Origin of the sequence: Streptomyces flaveolus (assembly GCF_000716535.1) — a bacterium.
GTDB lineage: Bacteria > Actinomycetota > Actinomycetes > Streptomycetales > Streptomycetaceae > Streptomyces > Streptomyces flaveolus_A.
The window spans coordinates 35,220-58,997 of record NZ_JNWV01000029.1 but is presented as its reverse complement, the minus strand read 5'-3'; the positions used below and the strand labels follow the sequence as shown (position 1 = coordinate 58,997).

The window sequence follows — 23,778 nt, the reverse complement described above, 5'->3', positions numbered from 1 at the left end:
CCGCCGTAAGGATCAAAGGGTCAAATCACCCTCCCTGGCGGTTACTTGAGCTTCTCTTGACTTTTACGTTCCCCTTGCATGAACGGTTCATCGCAAGAGTGGCCCCCATCGTGTGATCCACTCGTCGGCCGACACCGCCGCGGGCCGGCGCGCGCCTCCACGACGTGCCAACCACTACATGCATGCGAACCGCATCGCAGGGGGTTCTATGAGATCCAACCGCGCCACCGTGCGCGCCGGTGTGAGCATGGCAGCGACACTGCCCATGATCGCCGGTGCGCTGGCGCTGGGCATACCCGCGGCACACGCCGCGGACAGCCCCGCTCGTGACGTTCTGAAGGGCACCAAGCCGCTCTGGGCCACGGCCAAGGCGGACAAGGGCGCGACCTCGGACAAGGCCCAGGTCAAGGCCCGCGTCTACCTGGCCGGCCGGGACGCGGCCGGACTCGCCGCCTACGCCAAGGCGGTGTCCGACCCCAGCTCGCCGCTGTACGGCAAGTACCTCAGCGCCAAGAAGGCGCAGGCCCGCTTCGGGGCCACCAAGGCCCAGGTGGCCGCCGTCACGTCCTGGCTGAAGTCGGCCGGTCTGACGGTCACCGCGGTCACCCCGCACTACGTCGCCGTCACCGGTGACGTGGCCGCCGCCGAGAAGGCGTTCGGCACCCAGCTGCACAACTACGCCAAGGGCTCCAAGACCTACCGCGCCCCGGCGCGCACGGCCTCCGCCCCGACCGCCCTGAAGGGCGCGGTCCTCACCGTCACCGGCCTGGACAACGCCCCGCACAAGGCGAACCACGACGACCAGCTGCCGCCCCCGGACGCGGTCTTCAAGAACGCGGGCCCCTTCTCGTCGTACTACGGCTCGAACGTCGCGACGACGCTCCCGGACGCCTACGGCCAGAAGATCCCGTACGCGATCAAGGGCTACACCGGCAAGCAGCTGCGCGCCGCGTACGGCGCCGGCACGTACACCGGCAAGAACGTCCGCATCGCGATCACGGACGCGTACGCCTCGCCGACGATCGCCTACGACGCCGGCAAGTACGCGTTGAAGAACGGTGACGCGGCCTGGAAGACCGGCCAGCTCCACCAGGTGCTGCCGAAGAACTACACCAAGACCGACGAGTGCGGGGCGGCCGGCTGGTACGGCGAGGAGACCCTGGACGTCGAGGCGGTCCACGCGGTCGCGCCGAACGCCGACGTCACCTACGTGGGCGCGGCCTCCTGCTACGACGACGACCTGCTGGACTCCCTCAGCAAGATCGTCGACAGCCACCTGGCCGACATCGTCTCCAACTCCTGGGGCGACATCGAGGCCAACCAGACGCCGGACCTCGCCGCCGCCTACGACCAGGTCTTCCAGCTCGGCGCGGTCCAGGGCATCGGCTTCTACTTCTCCTCCGGCGACGACGGCGACCAGGTCGCCAACACCGGCGTGAAGCAGGTCGACACCCCGGCCAACTCCGCCTGGGTCACCGCGGTCGGCGGCACCTCGCTGGCCGTCGGCAAGGGCGACAAGTACCAGTGGGAGACCGGCTGGGGCACCGAGAAGGCCTCGCTGTCCCCCGACGGCAAGAGCTGGGTCGGCTTCCCCGGCGCGTTCACCTCGGGCGCGGGCGGCGGCACCAGCAAGACGGTGCCCCAGCCGTACTACCAGAAGGGCGTCGTGCCGCAGGGGTTGGCCACGGCCAACAACGCCTCCGGCAACCGCGTCGTCCCGGACATCGCGGCCATCGCCGACCCGAACACCGGCTTCCTGGTCGGCCAGACCCAGACCTTCCCGGACGGCACGGAGCAGTACAGCGAGTACCGCATCGGCGGCACCTCGCTGGCCGCGCCGGTCATCGCGGCGGTCCAGGCCCTGGCCCAGGAGGCCCGCGGTGGCAAGGCCCTCGGCTTCGCCAACCCGGCCATCTACGCCAAGTACGGCAAGAAGGGCGTCTTCCACGACGTCACGGACAACCCGACGGGGTCGGGGCTGGCTGTGGCCCGTGTGGACTTCGCGAACGGGTACGACGCGGCTGACGGCCTGCTGACCTCGGTCCGCAGCCTGGGCAAGGACAGCTCGCTGACCGCGGTGAAGGGCTACGACGACGTGACGGGGGTCGGCTCGCCGGCCAACGGCTACGTGCAGTCGTTCCGGCAGCCGTAAGGCGCCGGGCTCGCTGTAACGCGAACGGGGCGTGAGGTGCCGGGCACCTCACGCCCCGTTCGCGTTGCCGGTTACTCGGACTTGAGCGCGGTGATGAAAGGGGTCCAGGCGGTGGGGGGGAGGAGGAGGACTGGGCCGTGGGGGAGCTTTGAGTCGCGGACGGGGATGAGGTTGGGGATGTTGTGGGCTACCTCGACGCAGTCCCCGCCGCCCGCGTTGCTGTAGCTGCTCTTCACCCAGAGCGCGTCACTCAAGTCGATCCGCTTGCTTGCCATTTCGGTAATCCTCTGCCGCTGATTTGATCATGGCCAGGGACGCCTTCGGCGATAGTGCGACGGCCCTGAGCTGATCGTACGACCAGCGGTACTGCGCCACGAGGGCCGGATCATCGATGGTGTCACCGCTGTGCAGCGCCTCCGTGTAGAACAGCGGCGGGGCATCGGCAAAGGTCATGATCTTCGCTGGACCAGTCATGAGTGGATGCGCACCGACCTTCCGCAGGATGAGCTGCGGAGTGATCCGGCGACGCTCAGCCAACTCCACGATGCGGTCGAGCTGCTCCGCCATCTCGTGCGGCGGCAGGATCGGGTCGGTGATCAGCGACTCGTGCAGGATCGCCCAGTACCCCGGGGTCCGGTGGTCCAGATCGAAGAGCTCGGCACGGGCCATTCGGCTGCTGACCTTCTCCTCGACCTCCTCGTCGAGGGACAGCGGGAAGCCCGCCAGGATGACGGCTCGCGCGTAGGCCGCAGTCTGAAGCAGCCCCGGAATGAGGATCGGGCACCACTCCTCAATGGTCAGGGCATACTTCTCGGCCTCCAGGACCTTCTCGAAGTACTCGGCATGCCCGCCCCTCTTAGCCTTCCGCACATCCTCGCAATGGCGCTCGAAGAAGCCGTCGGTGTTGAGGACCCCGATCCGCATGCCGAGCCAGATCGATGGGCATCCTCCGCTCCCCGTGCTCGATGTCGCTGAGGTAGGTCTTGCCGTAGAAGCTGCCCTCAAGGAACGCCTCCAGCGACAGGCCGGCCGCCTCCCGCTTCCACCGCAACTCCTTGCCGTAGAAGGTCGGGACGCTCATCGAGCCGTCAATGTCCTTGCCCCGAGCCACCGCTCACTCTCCTCCGCTGCCCTGGTCGCGAACGCGAAACCTCTTCCACGGTAGCGAGACCGGCGACACCCTGTGAGGAGTTCGTCACACACCGCACAGAAGGTTGCCGCCCCTCATGCCCGACCGCTCCCCCACCGCCTACGACGTCACCCTCTGCGTCGAGGACCTCCGCGCCGCCCTCGCCCTGCACGGCATCACGCTCCCCTCCCTCCGCGTCGACCTGCCGAGCTTCGCGGGTACGTACGCCCCTCCCGCCGGACTCGTCACGCTCGGGAACTGCAACACGGCCACGGCGCGAGCGCTGGCCGCCGTGCTGAGGAAGGCGGCGGCGGAGTGACGACGCCGATGACACCGCTGGAGCTGCACCTGCTGGCCACGCCCAAGGCCGCACCGGAACTGCGCCACCACCTCCGTGGGCACGGCTTCGACGTCCGCCTGTGCGCGACGGAGCTGCTGACGAACGTCATCGACCACTTGGGCGAGGGAACACCGGTGACCGTCCGGGTCGGGGATACGGCGGCGGGGAACCGTACCCGCATCGAGGTGACCGATCCCGACCCGCGCGCGTTGCCCGTCCTGATGTCCGCCACGGAGGTCGCGGAGTCGGGGCGGGGGTTGGCTCTCGTGGACGCGCTCGCCGAACGGTGGGGCGTGGAACAGGGGCCGGACCGGAAGACGGTGTGGTGCGAGTTGAGGAACTGAGGCGGGGACTGCGGGGAACTGACGTGGGCGGAGGCTGAGAAGTGGCCGTAGGGCCGCCCGCTTCTTGGCCAGTGTCGGGCTTCCGCGAGGTGAGTCAAGGGCGCTGCGCGTCGCCTCCGGCGATGGCCCTCCGGGCCACCCTTGACACACCTCGCTCCAGCCCGGGGAAGAAGCGAGCGGGCGCCCCGAAACAGCGGTGGCCCAGCGGCAATGGGCCCTGGGGTCGGCTGGGTGCGCGCCGTCGGGAGGGGCACGCGGTCGCGCCTCGCCAGCACGCCGGGCCGGTTTGGCGGCGAACGGTGGGTGGGCGGGGCGCGCTCGTGCCTCGCCTGCACACGGGGGTTGGCGGCTTGGCGGCTTACGGATGGTGGGACGGGGGCGCGCTCAGTGCTGTTGCACCGGGAGTCCGGGGCAGTGACGCCGCATCGCGTCCAGGACCGCCTCGGGCGGCGCCGGCAAGGTGTTCGTGGCCATGTTGGCCGGACCGAAGCCGAGTCGTGCGTTCATGGACGCGGTCCTGCGGACGACCTTGGGCGCTCGGGCCAGGTAGGCGTCCGGATCGTGCAGCACCAGCTCGATGAACCGCTGGGAGGTGTTGCGTACCCGCTGCTCGCGTATCCGCACGGCGGCTATCTCGTCCCAGCCGAACCGGCCCAGCCGCACGTGGTCCACTCCCGCGTCGTCCAGTACCAACTCCGGCCGGTCGCGGAACAGGCGCTGGATGAAGATCGCCGAGCACAGCCCGAAGAAGGCCACGGCCAGCGCCCCCGCCACAGTCATCTTCACGGTGCTGTGAGCGACCAGGAAAACAACGCCCAGTGCGACGAAGACCAGAGAGCCGGCCAGCATGGCCCACGCACGTCCCTTGGCGAGCGGGAAGACCGTCGGGGGCAGTGGAGCACCTTTTCCGATCACGGGCTCAGACGATAGGACCAGGGCCCTCGCCAGCGGAACCCTTTTCGCAGGCGACCTGTGCCGTGACCGGGTCGGCTACGGGTGATTGGCATATTTGGACCACTCCTGCCGCACAGCCACCGCTCTGACCTGCACCACTGCCGGGCCCCTTGGCACAAATCCGCCAATCACAGCCTCCGGTGGTCAGTGGGAGCCCCGGCCACCCACAACTCCGCCTCCCCCACGGCCCTCCGTCACCCCCGCCGCCCCGGCGTCCAGGCAATCCGCGACCACGCCCCACCCACCGACCGCAAGCCGCCAAACCCACCCGGCGTCCATGCGAGGTGCGACCGCGTGCCCTCGCCGACAGTGGGGGGCGGTGGCCTCGGGGCCCGTTGCCGCTGGGGCCACCGCTGTTTCGGGCCGCTCGCTCGCTTCTTCCCCGGGCTGGAGCGAGGTGTGTCAAGGGTGGCCCGGAGGGCCATCGCCGGAGGCGACGCGTAGCGCCCTTGACTCACCTCGCGGAAGCCCGACACTGGCCGAGAAGCGAGCGGACCAACGGTCACCTTGGCGGCTCGGGCAGGTGAAGCGAGCCGTGCGGGGGTGCCGTGGGTATCGAGTTGGAGGTGCGGGCCGGGCAGGCCGCCCTCCTCGATCTCGCCGAGATGCTGGAGGTCTGCGTCGCCACGCCGGGGAGTTCCCTGTGGTTCATCGGTGACTAGCTCCCGACCCGGCCCGGTGACCAGCCCGGGACCAGCCACCGCCCCCCTCAGCGGTACAGCGCCCCCGAGCCCTCCGCCTCCACCTCCGGGACGTGGGACGTGATCACCCGGCCCACCGACGGAGTCTCCCGGCGGCGGTCCACCGCGTACGCCACGCTCGCCACGCCCAGGCCCAGGACGGCCAGGGCCGCTCCCGCGAGTGCCGGGGACGTCGTACCGAAGCCGGCCGCCAGGGCGAGGCCGCCGATCCAGGCGCCGCCCGCGTTGGCCAGGTTGAACGCCGCCTGGTTGGCCGAGGAGGCGAGGGAGGGGGCCGCCGACGCCTTCTCCATCACCATGAGCTGGAGCGGGGAGCCGGTGATGAACGCCGCCATGCCCAGCAGGGTCACCGCCAGGGCCGCGCTCCACTCCGCCCGCATCAGCACCGGGAAGAGGAGGAGCACCGCGCCCAGGGAGCCCAGGCCGCCGAAGAGGGTGCCGCGCAGCGAGTGGTCGGCGAGTCGGCCGCCCAGCAGGTTGCCCGCCGTGGCGCCGACGCCGAACAGGGCCAGGAGCAGGGTCACGCTGGTGTCGGCGTAGCCCGCCGCGTCGGTCAGCATCGGGGTGACGTAGCTGTAGGCCGCGAAGAGCGCGCCGAATCCCGCCACCGTCGTACCGAGCGCCAGCCAGACCGGCACCGACTTCAGGGCCGCCAGTTCGCCGCGCAGGCCCGTCGAGGCGGCCGCGTGGTTCCGGTCGTGCGGGATGAGGAGCGCCAGGGAGGCGATCGCCGCGATGCCGATCACGCTCACGCCCAGGAACGTCGCCCGCCAGCCGAGGTGCTGGCCCATGAGGGTGGCGACGGGTACGCCCGCGATGTTGGCGACGGTGAGGCCGAGGAACATCAGGGACACCGAGCGGGCCTTGCGCTCCGGTGGGACCATCGCCGTGGCGACGACCGCGCCCACGCCGAAGAAGGCGCCGTGCGGCAGCCCGCTGAGGAAGCGGGCGGCCAGCAGGGAGCCGTTGCCGGGGGCGAACGCCGACAGGGCGTTGCCCGCGACGAACAGGGCCATGAGGGAGATCAGGACCGTGCGGCGGGGCATCCGTGCGGTCAGTGCGGCCAGCAGCGGGGCGCCGATGACGACGCCCAGCGCGTACGCCGAGACCAGGTGGCCGGCGGCGGGGATCGAGATGTGGAGGTCGTCCGCGACGTCGGGCAGCAGGCCCATCATCACGAACTCGGTCGTACCGATGCCGAAGGCACCCACGGCAAGGGCGAGCAGGGCCAGGGGCATGAGGGACCTTTCAGAGAGCGGAGTGCCGTACAGGTTCGAGTCTCGCATTATGTTCCTGGACGGAACAAACTCTCTCAGGTCCAGTATTCCGGCAGGTTAAGAGCCTGTGTCGAGCTTCACACGGGCCGCTACGGGCAGGTGATCGCTGTTGGTGCGCGGCAGCGTCCAGCTGCTCTCCGGCTGCACGCCCTTCACCATGATCTGGTCGATGCGCGCCATCGGGAACGACGCCGGCCAGCTGAAGCCGAAGCCGCTGCCCGCCGCGCCCTGCGTGGAGCGCATCTGGGCGGTGACGGCGTTGAGCGCGCGGTCGTTCATGGTGCCGTTCAGGTCGCCGAGCAGCACCACCCGCTCCAGGGGCTCGTCGGAGATGGCCTCGCCGAGCGCGTCGGCGCTCTTGTCCCGCTGCCGGGCGGTGAACCCGGCCTCCATCTTCACCCGCACCGAGGGCAGGTGGGCGACGTAGACCGCGACCGGGCCCCGGGGCGTCGCCACCGTGGCGCGCATCGCCCGCTTCCAGCCGAGCTTGATGTCGACGGCGTGGACGCCGGTCATCCGGTACTTGCTCCACAGCCCGACCGTGCCGACGACCGCGTGGTACTTGTACGTCGACGCCAGCGCCTTCTCGTAGACGGGCACGGCGGAGGCGGGCAGCTCCTCCAGGGCCAGGACGTCGGCGCCGGACGCGGCCACGTCGGTGGCGGTCGCGGCCGGGTCGGGGTTGTCGGCGTTGACGTTGTGGGTGGCCACCATGAGGTCGCCGCCCTCGCCCGCCCTGTCGGCCAGCAGCCCGCCGAAGAGGTTCAGCCAGACGATCGCCGGGAGCACGATCGCGATCAGCGCGGTCGCCGACCGGCGGACCAGCGCGAGCACCAGCAGCACCGGGACGGCCAGGCCCAGCCAGGGCAGAAACGTCTCGGTGAGCGAGCCGAGGTTGCCCACCGCGTTGGGGATGTGCGCGTGCAGCAGCATCACCAGGGCGAGCAGCAGGGCGAGTACGGCGAGGACCACGCCGCGCCGCCAGACGCGCGGATCGTTCCGCCACCCGGTGAACAGGCGGTGCGTGAGGCGTCGGAGCCGGGATCCCGGTCGCTCGGGCCCCGAGCCGTCGTCCACCGTCTCCGTCATGTACGCCTGCTGCGCCATACCGTCTGCCTCACTGCCTGCCGTGCACACCGTTCGCCCCCGTGCTCTTCCGACCCTAGGGGATGATCGGCTCCGTTCCGCCGTCCCATGACGGCCGTACGGAAGACGAGGACGAACGAGCCGGGTCCGCGAGTTCCGGTGACCCCCGGGGCGCGCGGGGTCTGTGACGAAACGCGCACATTAGTGCTACGGCACCGTGGACCTGACGGGGCGTAGGCCGTCCAGGACCGCGTCGACGATCTGCTCCGCGAGTCCCTCGGGCAGATCGGCGTCGGGGCGCATGACGGAGCGGACGAGCATGGGCCCGACGAACATGTCGTTGGCCAGGTCCAGGTCGATGTCGGCCCGGATCTCGCCGTTCGCCTGCGCGCGGCGCAGCAGGTCCAGGGCGAGGTCGCGGCGGGGCGCTATGACGTTGGCGTGGTACGCCGCCCAGATCCGCGGGCTGCTCTTCATCTGCGCGTACACGTTGTGCAGGATCGCCGAGGAGCGGCTGACGAGGCCGCGCCGGCGCAGGGACTCCAGCAGCACGACGAGGTCGTCGCGCAGGGAGGTGCCGGGGAGCTCGGGGTCGGGGGGTTCGGCGGCGCGTACGACGTCGACGAACAGTTCCTCCTTGCCGCTCCAGCGGCGGTAGATGGTGGCCTTGCCGACCCCGGCCGTGCGGGCGACCCGCTCGATGGACAGCTCGGCGAGGGGCACGCCCTCCTCCAGGAGCTTCATCACGCCTTCCAGGATGGCGTGTTCCACCGCTTCGCTGCGCGGCCGGCCCCGCGGGGGTCCGTCCGGGCGCGGCCGGCTCTCGGCAAGGCTCACGACGATCCGTCCTCTCACTGTGCTGCGGAGATTGTCCCGCAGCCGCCTCCTTCCCCCGTGGAACCGCGCGCGGACCTCACTCCCCGGCGGTGACCAACTCCGGTTCCTTGTCCTGCCGCTGACCGGCGGGCGGCTTGCCCGGCAGGAACAGGAAGGTCACCACGGCGCCGATCAGCGCGACGCCCGTCCCGCACAGGGCGGTGACGTGCATGGCGTGCAGGAACGCGTCGTTGGCGGGGGTGACCAGGGCCTTGCCCTGCGGGCCGAGCTTCTCGGCGACGCCGAGTGTGGCCTCGATGGACTCGCCGGCGGTCTCGCGCAGGCCGGGCGGCAGCAGGCCGAGCTTGTCCTCGATGCCGTTGCGGTACGCGGTGGCGAGCACCGAGCCGAGGACGGCGATGCCGAGGGCGCCGCCGACCTGGCGGAAGGTGTTGCTGAGCGCCGAGGCGGAGCCGGCCTTCTCGCGGGGCAGCGCCTGCATGATGACGACCGAGGTCGGGGTCATGATGTGCGCCATGCCGGTGCCCATGAGGAAGAAGACGACCTCCAGCAGCCAGATCGGCGTGTCGGCCTCGAACGTGGCGAACGCGGCCAGCGTCGCGGCGATCAGCACCAGACCGCCGGTGGTGGTGGCCTTGTTGCCGAACCGGTCGACCAGCAGCCGGGCGCGGGGCGCGAAGATCAGCTGGGCGGCGGCGAGGGGCAGCATCAGCACGCCCGACTCCAGCGGGGAGTAGCCGCGCACGCTCTGGGTGTAGAAGACGCCGAAGAAGGTGACGCCCATCAGCGCGAAGAAGACGAGCGCGATGGCGCTCATGGCGGCCGAGAAGACCTTGTTGCGGAAGTAGGTGACGTCCAGCGACGGGTGGTCGCTGCGCTTCTCGAAGACGACGAAGCCGGTCAGGACGACGAGCCCGCCGGCGATGGTGGCCAGCACCTTGGCGTCGGTGAAGTCGGCCAGCTCGCCGCCCTTGATGATGCCGTAGACGAGCAGCACGAGACCGACGACGGACAGGACCACGCCGATGGGGTCGAGGCGGCCGGGCCGCGGGTCGCGGGAGTCGGGCACGAGCCAGGTCATCAGGACGAGCGCGACGATCACGATGGGCACGTTGATGAGGAAGACCGAGCCCCACCAGAAGTGGTCGAGGAGCGCGCCGCCGGTGATCGGGCCGATGGCGATGGCCAGGCCGACGCCGCCCGCCCAGATGCCGATGGCCTTGGGCTGCTCCTCGCGCTCGAAGACGTTCATGAGCACGGCGAGGGTGGCGGGCATGACGAAGGCGGCACCGAGGGCCATCAGCGCGCGGTAGGCGATGAGCTGGCCGGGTGAGCCGGACTCGGCGGCGAGCGCGGAGCCGATGCCGAACACGAGGATGCCGCCGAGCAGCACCTTCTTGCGGCCGAGCCGGTCGCCGACGAGTCCGGCGGTGAACAGCAGGCCGGCGAAGACGAGGGTGTAGGCGTTGATCGCCCACTCGATCTGGCTCTGCGTGGCGCCGAGGCCGGTCGGCGCCGGGGTGGCGATGGTCTTGATGGCGACGTTCAGGATCGAGTTGTCGAGCACCACGATCAGCAGGCTGAGCATGAGCACGCCGAGGATCGCCCAACGGCGCCGGTGCACCGCTTCCGGTATTCGGGAGGCAGGGACGGGACTTGTCATGTGTTCGAGCCTACGATCATTTCGATACGGAACCGTCTCGTATCTTATTTCTTTACCAAGGCCTTACGCGGCCCGGCTCACAAGGGGGTACCTCTGGCCCCGAATGGCACGAGGTGCCACCATGGAGTCGGTCCGGGGACGCCGTCAGGGCGCCTCGAGATGACTGAAGGAGCCGTTGCCATGACGCAGCTTTCGGCTGCCCAGAACAAGCCTTCCGACGGCAGCAAGGCGCTGTACGGGGGCCTCTACGGAGGAAAGGGCAGCACCCGCCGCATCACCGTCCGGGACATCGCCCTCGCCAAGGAGCGGGGCGAGAAGTGGCCCATGCTCACCGCCTACGACGCGATGACCGCGTCCGTCTTCGACGAGGCCGGGATCCCGGTCATCCTGGTCGGCGACTCGGCGGGCAACTGCCACCTCGGGTACGACACCACCGTCCCCGTCACCCTCGACGAGATGACCATGCTGTCGGCGGCCGTCGTACGCGGCACGACCCGCTCCCTGATCGTCGGCGACCTGCCCTTCGGCTCCTACCAGGAGGGCCCGGTGCAGGCGCTGCGCTCGGCGACCCGGCTGGTGAAGGAGGCCGGGGTCGGCGCGGTCAAGCTGGAGGGCGGCGAGCGGTCGCACGAGCAGATCCGGCTCCTGGTGGAGTCCGGCATCCCGGTCATGGCCCACATCGGGCTGACCCCGCAGTCCGTCAACGCGATGGGCTACCGCGTGCAGGGGCGCGGCGAGGAGGCCGCGCAGCAGTTGCTGCGCGACGCCAAGGCCGTGCAGGACGCGGGGGCGTTCGCGGTGGTGCTGGAGCTGGTTCCGGCGGAGCTGGCGGCCGAGGTGACGCGGGTACTGCACATCCCGACGGTCGGCATCGGCGCGGGCCCGGAGACGGACGCGCAGGTCCTGGTCTGGACGGACATGCTGGGGCTGACCTCCGGCCGGGTCCCGAAGTTCGTGAAGAAGTACGCCAACCTGCGTGAGGTCATGGGCAACGCGGCGAAGGCGTTCGCGGAGGACGTCGTCGGCGGGGGCTTCCCGCTGGAGGAACACTCCGTGCACTAGGCCATCGCGGCACCACCGGGCAGCCCGCCGATCATCCCCCGTCGGCGGGCTGCCCCCCTTTGCGCCTAAGCCGGCGCCGCTCTCGCGGACGTGGTTGCTCGCCGTCGTGGTACCTCAATTGATGGTTGCGGTGATCGTCGGGGATGTGTCGGTGGTGTCGGCCGGCTGTCGGTGGTTTGTCGGTGGGGCCTGGCACTGTCATCGGCATGACACGCATCGACGACAACCCCGTCGGCGGACGTTCCGCCGTGACCGTACGGGGACTGGTCAAGCACTACGGCGAGACCAAGGCGCTGGACGGTGTCGACCTGGACGTGCGCGAGGGCACCGTGATGGGTGTGCTCGGGCCGAACGGCGCCGGCAAGACCACCCTCGTACGGATCCTGTCCACCCTCATCACCCCCGACGCCGGGCAGGCCACGGTGGCCGGCTACGACGTCGTACGGCAGCCCCGTCAGCTGCGCCGGGTGATCGGGCTGACCGGCCAGTACGCCTCGGTGGACGAGAAGCTCCCGGGCTGGGAGAACCTGTACCTGATCGGCCGGCTGCTGGACCTGTCCCGCAAGGACGCCCGCGCCCGCGCCGACGAGCTGCTGGAACGGTTCTCCCTGACGGAGGCCGCCCGGCGCCCGGCGAGCACCTACTCCGGCGGTATGCGGCGGCGGCTGGACCTGGCCGCGTCCATGATCGGACGGCCCGCCGTGCTGTACCTGGACGAGCCGACCACCGGCCTCGACCCGCGCACCCGCAACGAGGTGTGGGACGAGGTGAAGGCGATGGTCGGCGACGGGGTCACCGTGCTGCTCACCACCCAGTACATGGAGGAGGCCGAGCAGCTCGCCTCCGAGCTGACCGTGGTGGACCGGGGCAAGGTCATCGCGAACGGCGGGATCGAGGAGCTGAAGGCCCGCGTCGGCGGACGCACGCTGCGGGTGCGGCCGGTGGACCCGCTGGAGCTGCGTCCGCTCGCCACGATGCTGGACGAGCTGGGCATCACCGGGCTCGCCGCGACCACCGTGGACCCCGAGAGCGGGGCCCTGCTGGTGCCGATCCTCAGCGACGAGCAGCTCACCGCGGTGGTCGGCGCGGTCACCGCGCGCGGCATCACGATCTCCTCCATCACCACCGAACTGCCCAGCCTGGACGAGGTGTTCCTGTCGCTCACCGGCCACCGCGCCAGTGCCCCGCAGGACGCCGTGCCCGCCGACGACCGTCAGGAGGTCGCCGTATGACCGCCGCCACCCTGTCCCCGGCCGCCGCGAAGACCGACACGCCGATCCCGCTGCGGGCCCATCTGCGCCACACCGGCGCGCTGATCCGCCGCAACCTGCTGTGGATCCGCCAGGACCCGGAGTCGATGTTCGACGCCATCCTGTTCCCGGTCGTCTTCACCCTGCTGTTCGTGTACGTCTTCGGCGGCTCCATCGGGAAGTCGCTGGGCGGCGGACAGGACCAGTACGTCCAGTACGTCATCCCCGGCCTCATGGCCATGATGGGCATGAACATGGCCCAGGGCGTGGGCACCGGCTTCAACCAGGACTTCAACTCCGGTGTCATGGACCGCTTCCGGTCCCTGCCGATCGGGCGCGGCTCCGTGCTCTTCGCGAAGATCGCGGTGGAGCTGATGCGGATGCTGTTCGCGACCGTGGTCCTGATGGTGGTGGCCCTCCTCGTGGGCTACGACATCAACAGCTGGAGCGGTCTGCTGGCCTCCGTGGGGCTGTCGGTGGTGTTCGGCTCGGCACTGATGTGGGTGTTCCTGACCCTCGGCGTGATGATGAAGAACGCCCAGTCGGTGCAGGCGATGGGCTTCCTGGTGCTGATGCCGCTGCAGTTCGGCTCGTCGATCTTCGCGCCGACCGCTTCGATGCCGGGCTGGCTCCGGGCGTTCACCGACTACAACCCGCTGTCCTCGCTGGCCGACACCGCGCGCGGCCTGATGGAGGGCGGCCCGGTCGCGCACGACCTGTGGGTGACGCTGATCTGGTCGGTGGGCCTGACCGCGGTCATGGCTCCGGTCGCCATCCACAAGTTCCGCACGAAGAGCTGACGCATCCCGGCGCTCAGATCAGGGCGGTGGCCTCCGCGAGGGAGAGGCCACCGCCCTCGGCGTACGCGGTCTCGTACGACCGCGGGCCGAGCCCTTCCCGGATCCGCGCCTCGGTCATGGCGTGGCACCGCCGCTCCACACCGGAGGGGACGTGGCCCGGCGGCAGCAGCGCGTCGGCGGCGCCAAGACAGCGGGCGGCGTCGGCGGCGCGGCTGCCGCCGTCGGCGCGGGCGAGGGCCAGCGCGGCGACGGTGAGGACGACGGACCGCATGTGCGGGGTGACGGCCTCGGACAGCGGGTCGGAGGCGAGGCGCATCGCCGCGCGGGCCCCGGTCAGGGCCTCCTCGGTGTGCTCGTCCAGGGCGTCCAGCCAGGCCTTCTGACAGAGGATGATGGTGTCAAAGACGATGAAGTGCGCGATCGTGACCTCTTCGCGGAGCAGCCGCAGTTGCTCGCGCGCCTCCGCGGTGCGGTCGGTCAGGCCGAGCCAGCAGGAGAGGAAGAGGCGGGCGGCGGGCAGCGCCTCGTTGTGGACGCCGTCCTGGCTGGCGATGACGTCGCGGAGCATCCGCTCGCCGCGTTCGGCCTCGCCCGCCTCCATGAGCAGGTTGCCGAGCCGGGCCCGCAGGACGGCCACCTGGGCGCGGGCGCCGAGGCGTTCGGCGTGTTCGATGGCGGCGCGGTAGTCGGCGGCGGCCTCGCGGTGGGCGCCCCTGCGTTCGTGGGCCTCGCCGCGGGCGGACAGTGCCTCGGTGGTGCCGAAGGCGTCGCCGAGGCGGTGGAAGATCTCCAGGGACTCGTCGGCGTCGCGGGTGGCGTCGCCGGCCCAGGCGGTGCGGTTGGCGAGGAGGTTGGCGCGCAGGTGGAGGGCGCCGGCCAGCTCCCACTCGTAGCCCGGGGTCTGCCGGCACGTCCGCACACTGGCGTCCACGATGGCGCGCAGCCGGTCGGCGCCGCCGGTCAGCAGCTCGGCGAAGAACCACAGCATGCCCGGTGGCCGGCAGGTCTGCGGAAGGCCGGGCTCGTAGACCTGGGCGACGACGCGCAGCTTCGCCTGCGCCTCGGGGGTCTGCCAGACGTCGATCTCGGTGTCCATGCAGGCCAGATGGGCCAGGTGGACCCCGCGCCGGGCCTCGGCGAGGATCTCGCCGGTGTACGGCGGCGGGCTGTCGGTGCAGCGCTGCCACACCGGTTCGGCGCGGCGGACCGGCTCGGTGAACGGGTCGGGGCCGAGCGCCATGACCTCCCGGCACCAGGTGCGGGTCTCGATGCGCTGGTCGCGGATCTGCCAGAACCAGAGCAGGGACAGGACCAGGCAAAGTCCCTCCTGTTCGTCGCGTTCGGCGACGGCGTGCCGGAACGCGGTGCGCAGGTTCTCGTACTCGAGCTGGAACCGGTCGATGGCGGCGCGCTGCTCGTGTCCGCGCAGCAACGGGTCGGTGGCGCGGGCGAGTTCCCGGTAGTAGGTCAGGTGGGCGCGCTGAGCCTCTGAGCGGTGGCCGGTCTCGGTGAGGCGCGCGGCGGCGTACTCGGCGACGGTCTCCAGCAGCCGGTAGCGCATGCCGCCGTCGGCCGCGGGGGCGGCGACCACCAGGGACTTGTCGACCAGGGAGCCGAGGGCGTCCAGGGCGGCCGGCCCGCACACGGCCTCGGCGGCGGCCAGGTCGCAGCCGCCGGCGAACACCGAAAGCCGGGCGAGGACGTCCCGTTCGGCGGCGTCCAGCAGGTCCCAGGACCAGTCGACGACGGCTCTGAGGGTCTGCTGGCGGGGCAGCACGGTGCGGCTGCCGGAGGTGAGCAGCCGGAAGCGGTCGTCCAGCCGGTCCGCTATCTGGCGGGGTGTCAGCATGCGCAGCCGGGCCGCCGCGAGCTCGATCGCGAGGGGCAGTCCGTCCAGGCGGCGGCAGATCTCGGCGCACGCCTCCGGGTCGTCCTCCACCCGGAAGCCGGGGCGGGCCGCCGCGCCCCGGTCGGCGAGCAGCCGGAGCGCGACCGGCTCGGGCAGCGGCTCCACGGGCCGCACCAGCTCCCCCGGCACGCCGAGCGGTTCCCGGCTGGTGGCGAGGACGGTCAGCTCCGGGCAGCGGGCCAGCAGGTGCTCGGTGAGCCGCGCGGCGGCGTCCACGACGTGCTCGCAGTTGTCCAGGATGATCAGCATGCGGCGCCGGGCGCAGTGCTCCACGAGCCGTTCGACGGGGTCGCCGTGCCGGTCGGAGACCGCGCGCATGCCGTCCACGCCGGCGCCGTGCAGCACGGTCTCGCGGGCGCCGATCGCGGTGAGCACGGCCTGCGGTACGGCGTCCGGGGCGTCCACGGGGGCCAGCTCGGCGAGCCACACCCCGTCCCGGACGGTGTGCCGTACCGCCTCGGCGGCCTCCTGGGACAGCCGGGTCTTGCCGGCGCCGCCGGGCCCGAGGAGGGTGACCAGGCGGGCCGTGGCCAGGTCGGCGCCGATGGTGCGGAGGTCGGCTTCCCGGCCGACGAAGGAGGTGAGCCGGGCGGGCAGGTTGCCCGGGCGGGCCGCGGGAGGCCGCTCGGCCGGTTCCTCGCGCAGCAGCTCGGCGTGCAGGGCGCGCAGTTCGGGGCCGGGGTCGGAGCCGAGCCGGTCCGCGAGGAGGCGTCGTACGTCCTCGTAGGCGGCGAGCGCCTGGGCGGGGCGGCCGGTGTCGCGCAGGGCGCGCAGGCGCAGCGCCTGGAGCGGTTCGTCCAGCGGGTGGCTGTCGCACAGGGCGGTCAGCTCGGGCAGCGCCCGCTCGGCCTCGCCGAGGGCGAGGGCGGCGGTGTGCCGGGCGCGCAAGGCGTCGAGCCGGCGGGTCTCCCAGCGGGCCGCCTCGGCGGTGCGGTCGGGCAGGTCGGCGAGGGCGGGGCCGCGCCACAGGGCGAGGGCGTCGTCGAGGACGGCGGCGGCCTTGGCCGGGTCGCCGTCGGCGAGGGCGGCGAGGCCGTCGCCGGTCAGCCGGTCGAAGCGGCCGAGGTCGACGTCGTCGGGTGCGGCGGCGAGCCGGTAGCCGCCGTCGGCGGAGACGATCGCGTCGGCGCCGAGGGCCCGGCGGAGCCGGCCGACGAGCGCCTGGAGGGCGCCGGTGGCGTCGGCGGGCGGGTCGGCGCCCCACACCTCGTCCACCAGCACGCCGGCGGGCACGGTCCGCCCGGCCCGGAGCGCGAGCACGCACAGCAGGGCGCGCAGCCGCGCCCCGCCGACCGGGACGGCCGTACCGTCGGGACGGATCGCCTGGGTGGTGCCGAGCAGCCGATAACGCACGGGGTCCATTGTCCCTGGAGGGATCAGCGCCAGTCACCGGGCTCGTCCGGCGCCGCGCCGGAGGCCTTCGGGGGGAGCGGCCCGGTCCCCGTGACGTCCAGGGTGACGAGCGCGCCCGTGGTCCGGCGGATCCGCTGGGGGCCCGGGTCGCGGCCGGGTTCCTCCTGCTCGAACCACCTCGGGCAGGCGGCCACCGGATCCAGGGTGTGGGCGCCGGGAACCGGTTCCCACGTGTACGGGGAGGGGAGCAGGACCAGCCCCTCGGACTCCTGGTCCGGTTCGAGGGCTCGGTCGAGGCGCTCGCGGACGCGCGGGTCGGTGTGGACCACGTACAGCTGACGCACCAGCTCGATGGCGCGGACCCGCCCGACGGTCTCCCGGTCGGGCCCGCCGTGGTGCTCCACCCGGGCGGTGGCGCCGTAGCAGTCGTCCTCCTGCGCCGCGGGCAGCAGCCGCCAGGCGATCTCGTCCCCGACGGCGAACGGTGTGCCGCAGCACTCCATCTGCCAATCCGCGTAGTACACCCTCATCCGTGGCATTCCTTCACCCTCCCGGAACCGGACGGCCACCGCGAGACGTTTTCCCCTCGTGTCCGCGGCCGGTACGGTCGCAGTTCCCGACCGTCCCGCCCGCAGCACAGGAGCTCGCCCATGACCACCGCCACCACCCGTCACGGCGACCGGCAGGTCAGTCCCGTGTTCGTCGGCATCCTGGCCGTGACGGCGGTGACCGGCTGGGCCACCTGGAGCGGGTTCGCCGCGCAGCCGGGCATCGCGGTGTTCCTGTTCGTGACGGCGGCCTGGATCGTCTCCCTGTGCCTGCACGAGTACGCGCACGCCCGCACCGCCCTGCACAGCGGGGACATCACGGTCGGCGCGAAGGGCTACCTCACGCTGAACCCGCTGAAGTACACGCACGCGCTGCTGAGCATCGTGCTCCCGGTGCTGTTCGTGATCATGGGCGGGATCGGTCTGCCCGGTGGCGCGGTGTTCATCGAGCGGGGACGCATCCGGGGCCGCTGGCGGCACAGCCTGATCTCGGCGGCGGGCCCGCTGACGAACGTGCTGTTCGCGGCGGTGTGCACGGCCCCGTTCTGGCTGCACGCGCTGGACGGCGTCCCCGCGGACTTCCGGTTCGCGCTGGCGTTCCTCGCGCTGCTCCAGGTGACGGCGGCCCTGCTGAACTTCCTGCCGGTGCCGGGCCTCGACGGCTACGGCGTGATCGAGCCGTGGCTGTCGTACAACGTGAAGCGGCAGGTGGAGCCGTTCGCGCCGTTCGGCCTGCTGTTCGTGTTCGCGCTGCTGTGGCTGCCGTCGGTCAACAGCGCGTTCTTCGACGTGATCGACTCGGTCATGCGGGCGCTGAACGTCGACGACGTCTCCCGCTACTGCGGCCAGGACCTGTACCGGTTCTGGCGGGGCGCCGACGAGTACTGCTCCGCGGTCAGCTCGTGACGGACCCGTCGCGGGGCGTCCTGCCGCGCTTGGCGTAGTACCAGGTCATGTTGGACGACAGGCCCGCCAGCAGCACCCAGACGATCCCCAGCCAGCTGCCCTGGACGAAGGAGACGACGGCCGCTGCCACCGCGAGGAGGCAGACGATCAGGGTGTAGAGGGCGATGCGGGGCATGAGGGCCGACTCCGGATCCTGTCGGGGGACACTGCTTGCGGTCACCAGTGTCCCCCATGGCCAAACCCGGCTCACACGTCGGTGACGCGGAGCCCGGCGTGTGCCTTGTACCGGCGGTTGACGGAGATCAGGTTCGCGACCAGCGACTCGACCTGGTGGGCGTTGCGCAGCCGGCCCGCGAAGACGCCGCGCATGCCGGGGATGCGCCCGGCCAGCGCCTGCACGATCTCCACGTCGGCGCGCTCCTCGCCGAGCACCATGACGTCGGTGTCGATCTGCTCGATCTCCGGGTCCTGGAGCAGGACGGCCGACAGGTGGTGGAAGGCGGCGGCGACCCGGGAGTCCGGCAGCAGGGCGGCGGCCTGCTCGGCGGCGCTGCCCTCCTCCGGCTTGAGCGCGTAGGCGCCCTTCTTGTCGAAGCCGAGCGGGTTGACGCAGTCCACGACGAGCTTTCCGGCCAGCTCCTCGCGCAGCGACTCGAGGGTGTCGCCGTGGCCCTCCCACGGTACGGCGACGATCACGATGTCGCTGCGGCGCGCGGTCTCGGCGTTGTCGGCGCCCTCGACGCCGTGGCCGAGTTCCTCGGCGGCGGCCCTGGCCCGCTCGGCGGCGCGGGAGCCGATGATCACCTTCTGGCCGGCCCGGGCGAGGCGGTAGGCGAGGCCCTTGCCCTGCGGTCCGGTGCCGCCGAGCACGCCGACGACGTAGCCGGAGACGTCGGGCAGGTCCCAGGGGTCCTTGGCGGGGGCCTTGCCGGGGGTCTGTGCGCTGTCGGTAGAGGTCATGGGCCGACTCTACGTCCGCCGCCGGGTCCGTACCGGGTCAGGTCAGCCGGTGTACGGGCACCCGGCGGAAGGTGATCGTCGTGTAGGCGCCGAAGTCGCCCGTCTCGTACAGGAGACCGACGGTGTGCGGGTCGACGCGGACCAGGTCGGAGTAGGCGGCGGGCAGCCCGTCGACGGTGAACGCCGGGCGCCAGGTGATGCCGCCGTCGTCGGAGGCGCGGATCGTCATCAGGGCGCGGGCGGCGGGGTCGGCCGGGGCGGAGAAGAGGAGCAGGTCGGGGTCGCGGAGCTGGAGCACGGAGGCCTCGCAGACCGGCGCGGTCAGCCCGGCCTGCGGCCGGAACGGCTTGACGAGGGTCTTCCCGCCGTCCGTGGAGTAGGCGTCGGCGCGGTTGCCGGGCGACGGGGAGTCGTTGCGGGTGTTGAGGTAGACGCGGCCGTCGGGGAGTTCGGCGGCGGTGGTCTCGTTGACGTTGACGTAGCCGTCGGTGTTCTCGTCCAGGTAGCCGAGGTACCAGGTCTCGCCGCGGTCGTCGCTGAGCAGGCAGTGCCCGCTGTTGTACTTGGCCTCGGCGCCGGTGTCGGTGCCGGTGGGCGGGAGGGTGTGGTTGGCCGGGACGAGGACGCGGCCGGAGGTGAGCTGGAGGGCGTGGCCGGGGGTGGTGGCGTACCAGCGCCAGCCCGGCTTCTTCACCTGCTTGGTGATCTCCCGGGGCTTGGACCACGTCACCCCGTCGTCGTCGCTGTGCCGCACCCACACGCGCCGCCCGTCGGCGTCCCCGACCTGGCCGTGCAGGATGGCGGCCTCGGTGGCGGAGGCGGCGGCCCGTACGTGCACGAGCAGGATGCGGCCGGTGTCCAGGACGACGGGGGCGGGGTTCCCGGCGAGGTTCGCGCCGTTGCTCGCGGCGATCTGGAGCGGGCCCCAGGTGCGGCCGCCGTCCGTGGACCGCTTGAGCACGATGTCGATGTGCCCGTGGTCGGCGGCGGAGTCGACGCGGCCCTCGCAGAAGGCGAGCAGGGTGCCGGAGCCGGTGGCGACGACGGCCGGTATGCGGAAGCTCGCGTAGCCCTCGTGGCCCGCGCGGAAGGGGACGGTCACGTCGGTCATCGGGCGGCTCCTCGGGCCTCGGTGGTCCGTCACCCCTCCCCGGGTCGGGCGAATTCCGGGTGAACTCCGGGTCACGAGTGGACGGTTGCGGCAGTATGCGGTCGCATGGACGCCGTACGGGTCGCGTTGCTGCGGGAAGTGCTCGCCGGGACCGAGTGGCTGGGGGCCACCCGGAGGTTCGCGGGGGTGCTGCGCGGGTCGGTGGTGGCGCACGGGGGCGGGCTGCTGCTGGTGGGCACGCCGGAGTACGAGCCGTGGCACCTGGCCGCGCACCTGGTGGACGAGGCCGCGTGGTCGGGCACGCCCGAGCTGGCGCCGACGCTGGTACGGCATCACGCGCGCCCCTCCGATCCCGCGCATCTGGCGGTGGGGCCGGGGCGGATCACGGCGGCGCGGCGCGGGGAGACCCTGCTGGTGGTGGCGCCCGAGGAGCCGGCGCCGCTGCTGGAGCGGGTGCACGACGCCCGGCGGGCCGGGGTGACGGTGCTGGCCCTCGGCGCGGGCGGGGGCGAGCTGGCCGCGATGGCACATGACACGCTGGCCGTGCCCCAGGGGGCGGAGCTGGACCTGGACAGCGTGCAGCACCTGGTCAGCGCGGCGGCCGGGGAGAACGGGGGCTCTCCGAGGAGGAGGCGGGGGTTCCGGGACCGCCTGTCACGGCTGACGGAAGCGCTGACGGCTCCGCCGCCGGCCCCTTGGTGACTCGCAGCCCACCGACTCGCTCGCCCAAGAGGTAACCCCAGCCCACCTCCGACACCGACCGACCCACCTCGTCTGGCTGAGCCACCTCGGCCGGCTGACCCACCTCGGCCGGCGGCCCCCTTGCGGCCCGTGGGTGGGAAGGCGGGGGAAAAACGGTTGCCCGGGGGTGCCGGGGCGTCGAGCATGCCTCAGTGAACCGTGCCCTCCTGCCCGACCTCGCCCCCTGGAAAGCCTCCGCCGATTTCCGGCGCCTGTGGAAGTCCGGTCTGATCAGCAACTTCGGCAGCTTCCTGACCTTCGTCGCGCTGCCGGTCCAGCTGAAGGGCCTGACGGAGTCCGCGGCGGCGGTCGGCGCGATCGGCGCCGTGGAACTGCTGCCGCTCATCGTGTTCGGTCTCTACGGCGGCGCCCTCGCCGACGCCCTGGACAAGCGGAAGCTCATCGTGTGGACGGAGGCAGGCCAGGGCCTGCTCAGCGCGGCCCTGCTGCTGAACGCTCTGCTCCCGCGCCCCGCGGTCTGGCCGCTGTACGTCGTCGCCGCCCTCTCCTCCGCCCTGGTCTCCGTGCAGCGCCCGGCCCTGGACTCCCTGTGGCCCCGGATCGTCGCCCACGACGACATGCCGGCGGCGGCCTCGCTGAACTCGCTGCGCTGGACCGTCGGCGGGGTCGCGGGCCCGGCGGTCGCGGGCGTCGTCGTCGCCTACGCGGGCCTCGGCTGGGCGTACGCGGCGGATCTGCTGACGTTCGCCGTCTCGCTGGCGTACATCGCGCGGATCGCCCCCTCCCCCGCCGCCGAGGAGGCCGCGAAGCCGGATCTGAAGGCCATCGCGGAGGGCGCCCGGTACGCGTGGAGCCGTAAGGAACTCCTCGGCACCTACGCCGTGGACCTCGCCGCGATGTTCCTGGCCATGCCGCTGGCCGTGCTGCCGTTCCTCGCCGACGACCTGCACGCCCCGTGGGCGCTCGGGCTGATGTACGCGACGGTCCCGGCGGGGGCGCTGCTGGTGAGCCTGACCAGCGGCTGGACCTCGCGGGTGCACCGCCACGGGCTGCTGGTGGTGCTGTCGGCCGCCGGGTGGGGCCTGGCGGTGGCGGCGGCCGGGGTCTGCGGGAACGTCTGGCTGGTGCTGCTGTTCCTCGCCGTCGGCGGCGGCTTCGACATGGTCAGCGGGATCTTCCGGGCGGCCATGTGGAACCAGACGATCCCGGACGAGCTGCGCGGCCGGCTCGCCGGGATCGAACTGCTGTCGTACTCGGTCGGCCCGCAGCTCGGCCAGGTCCGGGCGGGCGGCATGGCCGCGTGGGCGGGCGTACGGACCTCGGTCTGGTCCGGTGGTCTGGCGTGCGCGGGCGCGGTGGGGCTGCTGGCGCTGTGCCTGCCCGGTCTGATGACGTACGACGCCCGGACGAACGAGCACGCGGTACGGATGCGCGAGCGGCGCGCAACCGTATCGGCGTGATCAGTCCTCGTCGGTTCTGCCCGCCGCGGGCGCGTCGTGCCAGCGCGGGTCGTTCTCCCACTGGAGGTTGCGCTCGGCGGCGGTCTCCATCGCCCGCCGGGCCTCCTCGGGGGAGGCGTACGGCCCGAAGCGGTCCTTGCCCGGGCAGTCCGGGCCCTCCTCGACCTTCTTGTGTTCCAGGCAGTAGTACCACTCGCCCGGCTTGCCGACGGTGCGCTTCTTGAACAGGGCCATGAACAGCTCCTCTCGCCACCGACATGTTCCCCCATGTCCGCTGGTTAGACTCGCTTGCATGTCTGGCCAGTCGCTGCTCGTTCCAGGGGAGCTGTCTCCCACCCGTCCGGTGCCCGGAAACATCCGCCGCCCCGAGTACGTCGGCAAGCCCGCGCCGTCGCCGTACACCGGGCCGGAGGTGCAGACTCCCGAGACCATCGAGGCGATGCGGATCGCCGGCCGTGTCGCCGCGCAGGCGATGGCGGAGGCCGCGAAGACCATCGCGCCGGGGGTCACCACGGACCAGCTGGACAAGGTCGCCCACGAGTACATGTGCGACCACGGCGCCTACCCGTCGACGCTCGGCTACCGGGGCTTCCCGAAGTCGCTGTGCACCTCGGTCAACGAGGTCATCTGCCACGGCATCCCGGACTCGACGGTCCTCAGGGACGGCGACATCGTCAACCTGGACGTGACGGCGTACATCGGCGGGGTGCACGGCGACAACAACGCCACCTACCTGGTCGGTGACGTGGACGAGGAGTCGCGGCTGCTGGTGGAGCGCACCCGTGAGGCGCTGAACCGGGCGATCAAGGCCGTCAGGCCCGGCCGGCAGATCAACGTCATCGGCCGGGTCATCGAGTCGTACGCCAAGCGGTTCGGCTACGGCGTGGTGCGGGACTTCACCGGGCACGGCATCAACACGTCGTTCCACTCCGGGCTGATCATCCCGCACTACGACAGCCCGCACGCGACGACCGTGATGCAGCCGGGGATGACGTTCACGATCGAGCCGATGCTCACGCTGGGCACGCACGAGTACGACATGTGGGACGACGGCTGGACGGTCGTGACGAAGGACCGCAAGCGGACCGCGCAGTTCGAGCACACGCTGGTGGTCACGGAGACCGGCGCGGAGATCCTGACCCTCCCCTGAGCGCCGCTCGACCCGCGGCGAGCCCGCTCCCTGCCGGGGCGGGCTTTCTCTTGTAGGCTTTTACCGACAGGCTGTCGGCAAAGA

The 23,778-nt window shown here is 71.8% G+C and carries 22 protein-coding genes and 1 pseudogene; 10 read left to right on the top strand and 13 right to left on the bottom strand.

Annotated elements, in window-relative coordinates:
- Nucleotides 1-208: 208 nt before the first annotated feature.
- Nucleotides 209-2,152 carry a S53 family peptidase gene (locus tag OO52_RS29505; protein WP_030653355.1) on the top strand — a complete coding sequence of 648 codons (1,944 nt, stop codon included), beginning with the start codon at nt 209-211 and terminating at the stop codon, nt 2,150-2,152.
- 71 nt (nt 2,153-2,223) lie between these two features.
- Here the strand turns inward: OO52_RS29505 and OO52_RS29500 are convergent, their stop codons facing one another.
- Both OO52_RS29500 and OO52_RS29495 read right to left on the bottom strand, forming a co-directional pair.
- Nucleotides 2,224-2,427: a DUF397 domain-containing protein gene (locus OO52_RS29500; protein ID WP_030653358.1), complete on the bottom strand. Its 204-nt coding sequence runs from the start codon at nt 2,425-2,427 to the stop codon at nt 2,224-2,226.
- Nucleotides 2,399-3,233, bottom strand: a pseudogene (locus tag OO52_RS29495) (helix-turn-helix domain-containing protein). The gene OO52_RS29500 and the pseudogene OO52_RS29495 overlap by 29 nt, the downstream one beginning before the upstream one ends.
- Nucleotides 3,234-3,378: 145 nt before the next feature.
- Between OO52_RS29495 and OO52_RS29490 the strand changes: the two are divergent.
- Entirely contained in the window at nt 3,379-3,600 is a 222-nt protein-coding gene (locus tag OO52_RS29490) for a hypothetical protein (RefSeq protein WP_030653361.1), read from the top strand.
- 8 nt (nt 3,601-3,608) lie between these two features.
- A complete protein-coding gene (locus OO52_RS29485; RefSeq protein ID WP_030653363.1) occupies nt 3,609-3,965 on the top strand; it encodes an ATP-binding protein in 357 nt (118 codons plus the stop codon).
- A gap of 384 nt (nt 3,966-4,349) precedes the next feature.
- Here OO52_RS29485 and OO52_RS29480 read toward each other — a convergent pair whose 3' ends face one another.
- The 5 genes from OO52_RS29480 to OO52_RS29460 all read right to left on the bottom strand — a co-directional run bounded on the left by OO52_RS29480 (nt 4,350) and on the right by OO52_RS29460 (nt 10,483).
- The gene (locus OO52_RS29480) at nt 4,350-4,880 is read right to left on the bottom strand and encodes an STM3941 family protein (RefSeq protein ID WP_234329179.1); all 531 of its coding nucleotides are present in this window, start codon (nt 4,878-4,880) and stop codon (nt 4,350-4,352) included.
- 748 nt (nt 4,881-5,628) lie between these two features.
- Nucleotides 5,629-6,858, bottom strand: a complete 1,230-nt coding sequence (locus tag OO52_RS29475) for an MFS transporter (protein ID WP_030653368.1) — start codon at nt 6,856-6,858, stop codon at nt 5,629-5,631.
- Between the two features lie 96 nt (nt 6,859-6,954).
- Nucleotides 6,955-8,004, bottom strand: coding sequence for an endonuclease/exonuclease/phosphatase family protein (locus tag OO52_RS29470; RefSeq protein ID WP_030653370.1), 1,050 nt, complete (start codon nt 8,002-8,004; stop codon nt 6,955-6,957).
- A 186-nt stretch (nt 8,005-8,190) separates the two neighbouring features.
- Nucleotides 8,191-8,820, bottom strand: a complete 630-nt coding sequence (locus OO52_RS29465; protein ID WP_030653372.1) for a TetR/AcrR family transcriptional regulator — start codon at nt 8,818-8,820, stop codon at nt 8,191-8,193.
- 76 nt (nt 8,821-8,896) lie between these two features.
- The gene (locus tag OO52_RS29460; protein WP_196945190.1) at nt 8,897-10,483 is read right to left on the bottom strand and encodes an MFS transporter; all 1,587 of its coding nucleotides are present in this window, start codon (nt 10,481-10,483) and stop codon (nt 8,897-8,899) included.
- A gap of 180 nt (nt 10,484-10,663) precedes the next feature.
- Here OO52_RS29460 and panB point away from each other — a divergent pair, with 180 nt between their 5' ends.
- The 3 genes from panB to OO52_RS29445 all read left to right on the top strand — a co-directional run bounded on the left by panB (nt 10,664) and on the right by OO52_RS29445 (nt 13,595).
- Nucleotides 10,664-11,545, top strand: coding sequence for a 3-methyl-2-oxobutanoate hydroxymethyltransferase (gene panB, locus OO52_RS29455; protein ID WP_030653379.1), 882 nt, complete (start codon nt 10,664-10,666; stop codon nt 11,543-11,545).
- A gap of 206 nt (nt 11,546-11,751) precedes the next feature.
- A complete protein-coding gene (locus OO52_RS29450; RefSeq protein ID WP_030653382.1) occupies nt 11,752-12,777 on the top strand; it encodes an ATP-binding cassette domain-containing protein in 1,026 nt (341 codons plus the stop codon).
- Entirely contained in the window at nt 12,774-13,595 is an 822-nt protein-coding gene (locus OO52_RS29445) for an ABC transporter permease (protein ID WP_030653393.1), read from the top strand. Before OO52_RS29450 ends, OO52_RS29445 begins: the two co-directional genes overlap by 4 nt.
- A 13-nt stretch (nt 13,596-13,608) precedes the next feature.
- On the opposite strand, the gene OO52_RS29440 is transcribed toward OO52_RS29445, so the two are convergent.
- Together OO52_RS29440 and OO52_RS29435 are read right to left on the bottom strand one after the other, a co-directional pair.
- Entirely contained in the window at nt 13,609-16,866 is a 3,258-nt protein-coding gene (locus OO52_RS29440) for a BTAD domain-containing putative transcriptional regulator (RefSeq protein WP_030653395.1), read from the bottom strand.
- A gap of 14 nt (nt 16,867-16,880) precedes the next feature.
- Nucleotides 16,881-17,387 (bottom strand): DUF6578 domain-containing protein, encoded by a 507-nt coding sequence (locus OO52_RS29435; RefSeq protein WP_199819982.1) that lies wholly within the window; start codon nt 17,385-17,387, stop codon nt 16,881-16,883.
- Between the two features lie 120 nt (nt 17,388-17,507).
- On the opposite strand from OO52_RS29435, the gene OO52_RS29430 reads away from it, so the two are divergent.
- Nucleotides 17,508-18,311, top strand: a complete 804-nt coding sequence (locus tag OO52_RS29430) for a site-2 protease family protein (RefSeq protein ID WP_030653398.1) — start codon at nt 17,508-17,510, stop codon at nt 18,309-18,311.
- Here the strand turns inward: OO52_RS29430 and OO52_RS29425 are convergent.
- The 3 genes from OO52_RS29425 to OO52_RS29415 form a co-directional block, all read right to left on the bottom strand.
- Nucleotides 18,301-18,486 (bottom strand): hypothetical protein, encoded by a 186-nt coding sequence (locus tag OO52_RS29425; RefSeq protein WP_030653400.1) that lies wholly within the window; start codon nt 18,484-18,486, stop codon nt 18,301-18,303. The two genes, OO52_RS29430 and OO52_RS29425, sit on opposite strands and share 11 nt — an antisense overlap.
- Nucleotides 18,487-18,557: 71 nt before the next feature.
- On the bottom strand, nt 18,558-19,271 hold the full coding sequence (gene npdG / locus OO52_RS29420) for an NADPH-dependent F420 reductase (RefSeq protein WP_030653402.1): 714 nt from the start codon (nt 19,269-19,271) through the stop codon (nt 18,558-18,560).
- Nucleotides 19,272-19,308: 37 nt separating this feature from the next.
- Entirely contained in the window at nt 19,309-20,382 is a 1,074-nt protein-coding gene (locus OO52_RS29415; protein ID WP_030653404.1) for a sialidase family protein, read from the bottom strand.
- A 105-nt stretch (nt 20,383-20,487) separates the two neighbouring features.
- On the opposite strand from OO52_RS29415, the gene OO52_RS29410 reads away from it, so the two are divergent.
- The gene (locus OO52_RS29410; RefSeq protein WP_030653409.1) at nt 20,488-21,084 is read left to right on the top strand and encodes a hypothetical protein; all 597 of its coding nucleotides are present in this window, start codon (nt 20,488-20,490) and stop codon (nt 21,082-21,084) included.
- 191 nt (nt 21,085-21,275) lie between these two features.
- Nucleotides 21,276-22,544, top strand: coding sequence for an MFS transporter (locus tag OO52_RS29405; protein WP_030653413.1), 1,269 nt, complete (start codon nt 21,276-21,278; stop codon nt 22,542-22,544).
- Here the strand turns inward: OO52_RS29405 and OO52_RS29400 are convergent, their stop codons facing one another.
- The gene (locus tag OO52_RS29400; RefSeq protein ID WP_030653426.1) at nt 22,545-22,778 is read right to left on the bottom strand and encodes a hypothetical protein; all 234 of its coding nucleotides are present in this window, start codon (nt 22,776-22,778) and stop codon (nt 22,545-22,547) included.
- A gap of 58 nt (nt 22,779-22,836) precedes the next feature.
- On the opposite strand from OO52_RS29400, the gene map reads away from it, so the two are divergent.
- Entirely contained in the window at nt 22,837-23,694 is an 858-nt protein-coding gene (gene map, locus OO52_RS29395) for a type I methionyl aminopeptidase (RefSeq protein ID WP_030653429.1), read from the top strand.
- Nucleotides 23,695-23,778: the final 84 nt, after the last annotated feature.

Bases quoted from the DNA above. Each gene is read 5' to 3' on its own strand.
- OO52_RS29505 (WP_030653355.1), top strand. From the start codon at position 209: ATGAGATCCAACCGCGCCACCGTGCGCGCCGGTGTGAGCATGGCAGCG.
- OO52_RS29500 (WP_030653358.1), bottom strand. From the start codon at position 2,427: ATGGCAAGCAAGCGGATCGACTTGAGTGACGCGCTCTGGGTGAAGAGC.
- OO52_RS29490 (WP_030653361.1), top strand. From the start codon at position 3,379: ATGCCCGACCGCTCCCCCACCGCCTACGACGTCACCCTCTGCGTCGAG.
- OO52_RS29485 (WP_030653363.1), top strand. From the start codon at position 3,609: ATGACACCGCTGGAGCTGCACCTGCTGGCCACGCCCAAGGCCGCACCG.
- OO52_RS29475 (WP_030653368.1), bottom strand. From the start codon at position 6,858: ATGCCCCTGGCCCTGCTCGCCCTTGCCGTGGGTGCCTTCGGCATCGGT.
- OO52_RS29470 (WP_030653370.1), bottom strand. From the start codon at position 8,004: ATGGCGCAGCAGGCGTACATGACGGAGACGGTGGACGACGGCTCGGGG.
- OO52_RS29460 (WP_196945190.1), bottom strand. From the start codon at position 10,483: ATGACAAGTCCCGTCCCTGCCTCCCGAATACCGGAAGCGGTGCACCGG.
- panB (WP_030653379.1), top strand. From the start codon at position 10,664: ATGACGCAGCTTTCGGCTGCCCAGAACAAGCCTTCCGACGGCAGCAAG.
- OO52_RS29450 (WP_030653382.1), top strand. From the start codon at position 11,752: ATGACACGCATCGACGACAACCCCGTCGGCGGACGTTCCGCCGTGACC.
- OO52_RS29445 (WP_030653393.1), top strand. From the start codon at position 12,774: ATGACCGCCGCCACCCTGTCCCCGGCCGCCGCGAAGACCGACACGCCG.
- OO52_RS29440 (WP_030653395.1), bottom strand. From the start codon at position 16,866: ATGGACCCCGTGCGTTATCGGCTGCTCGGCACCACCCAGGCGATCCGT.
- OO52_RS29435 (WP_199819982.1), bottom strand. From the start codon at position 17,387: ATGAGGGTGTACTACGCGGATTGGCAGATGGAGTGCTGCGGCACACCG.
- OO52_RS29430 (WP_030653398.1), top strand. From the start codon at position 17,508: ATGACCACCGCCACCACCCGTCACGGCGACCGGCAGGTCAGTCCCGTG.
- OO52_RS29425 (WP_030653400.1), bottom strand. From the start codon at position 18,486: ATGCCCCGCATCGCCCTCTACACCCTGATCGTCTGCCTCCTCGCGGTG.
- npdG (WP_030653402.1), bottom strand. From the start codon at position 19,271: ATGACCTCTACCGACAGCGCACAGACCCCCGGCAAGGCCCCCGCCAAG.
- OO52_RS29415 (WP_030653404.1), bottom strand. From the start codon at position 20,382: ATGACCGACGTGACCGTCCCCTTCCGCGCGGGCCACGAGGGCTACGCG.
- OO52_RS29410 (WP_030653409.1), top strand. From the start codon at position 20,488: ATGGACGCCGTACGGGTCGCGTTGCTGCGGGAAGTGCTCGCCGGGACC.
- OO52_RS29400 (WP_030653426.1), bottom strand. From the start codon at position 22,778: ATGGCCCTGTTCAAGAAGCGCACCGTCGGCAAGCCGGGCGAGTGGTAC.
- map (WP_030653429.1), top strand. From the start codon at position 22,837: ATGTCTGGCCAGTCGCTGCTCGTTCCAGGGGAGCTGTCTCCCACCCGT.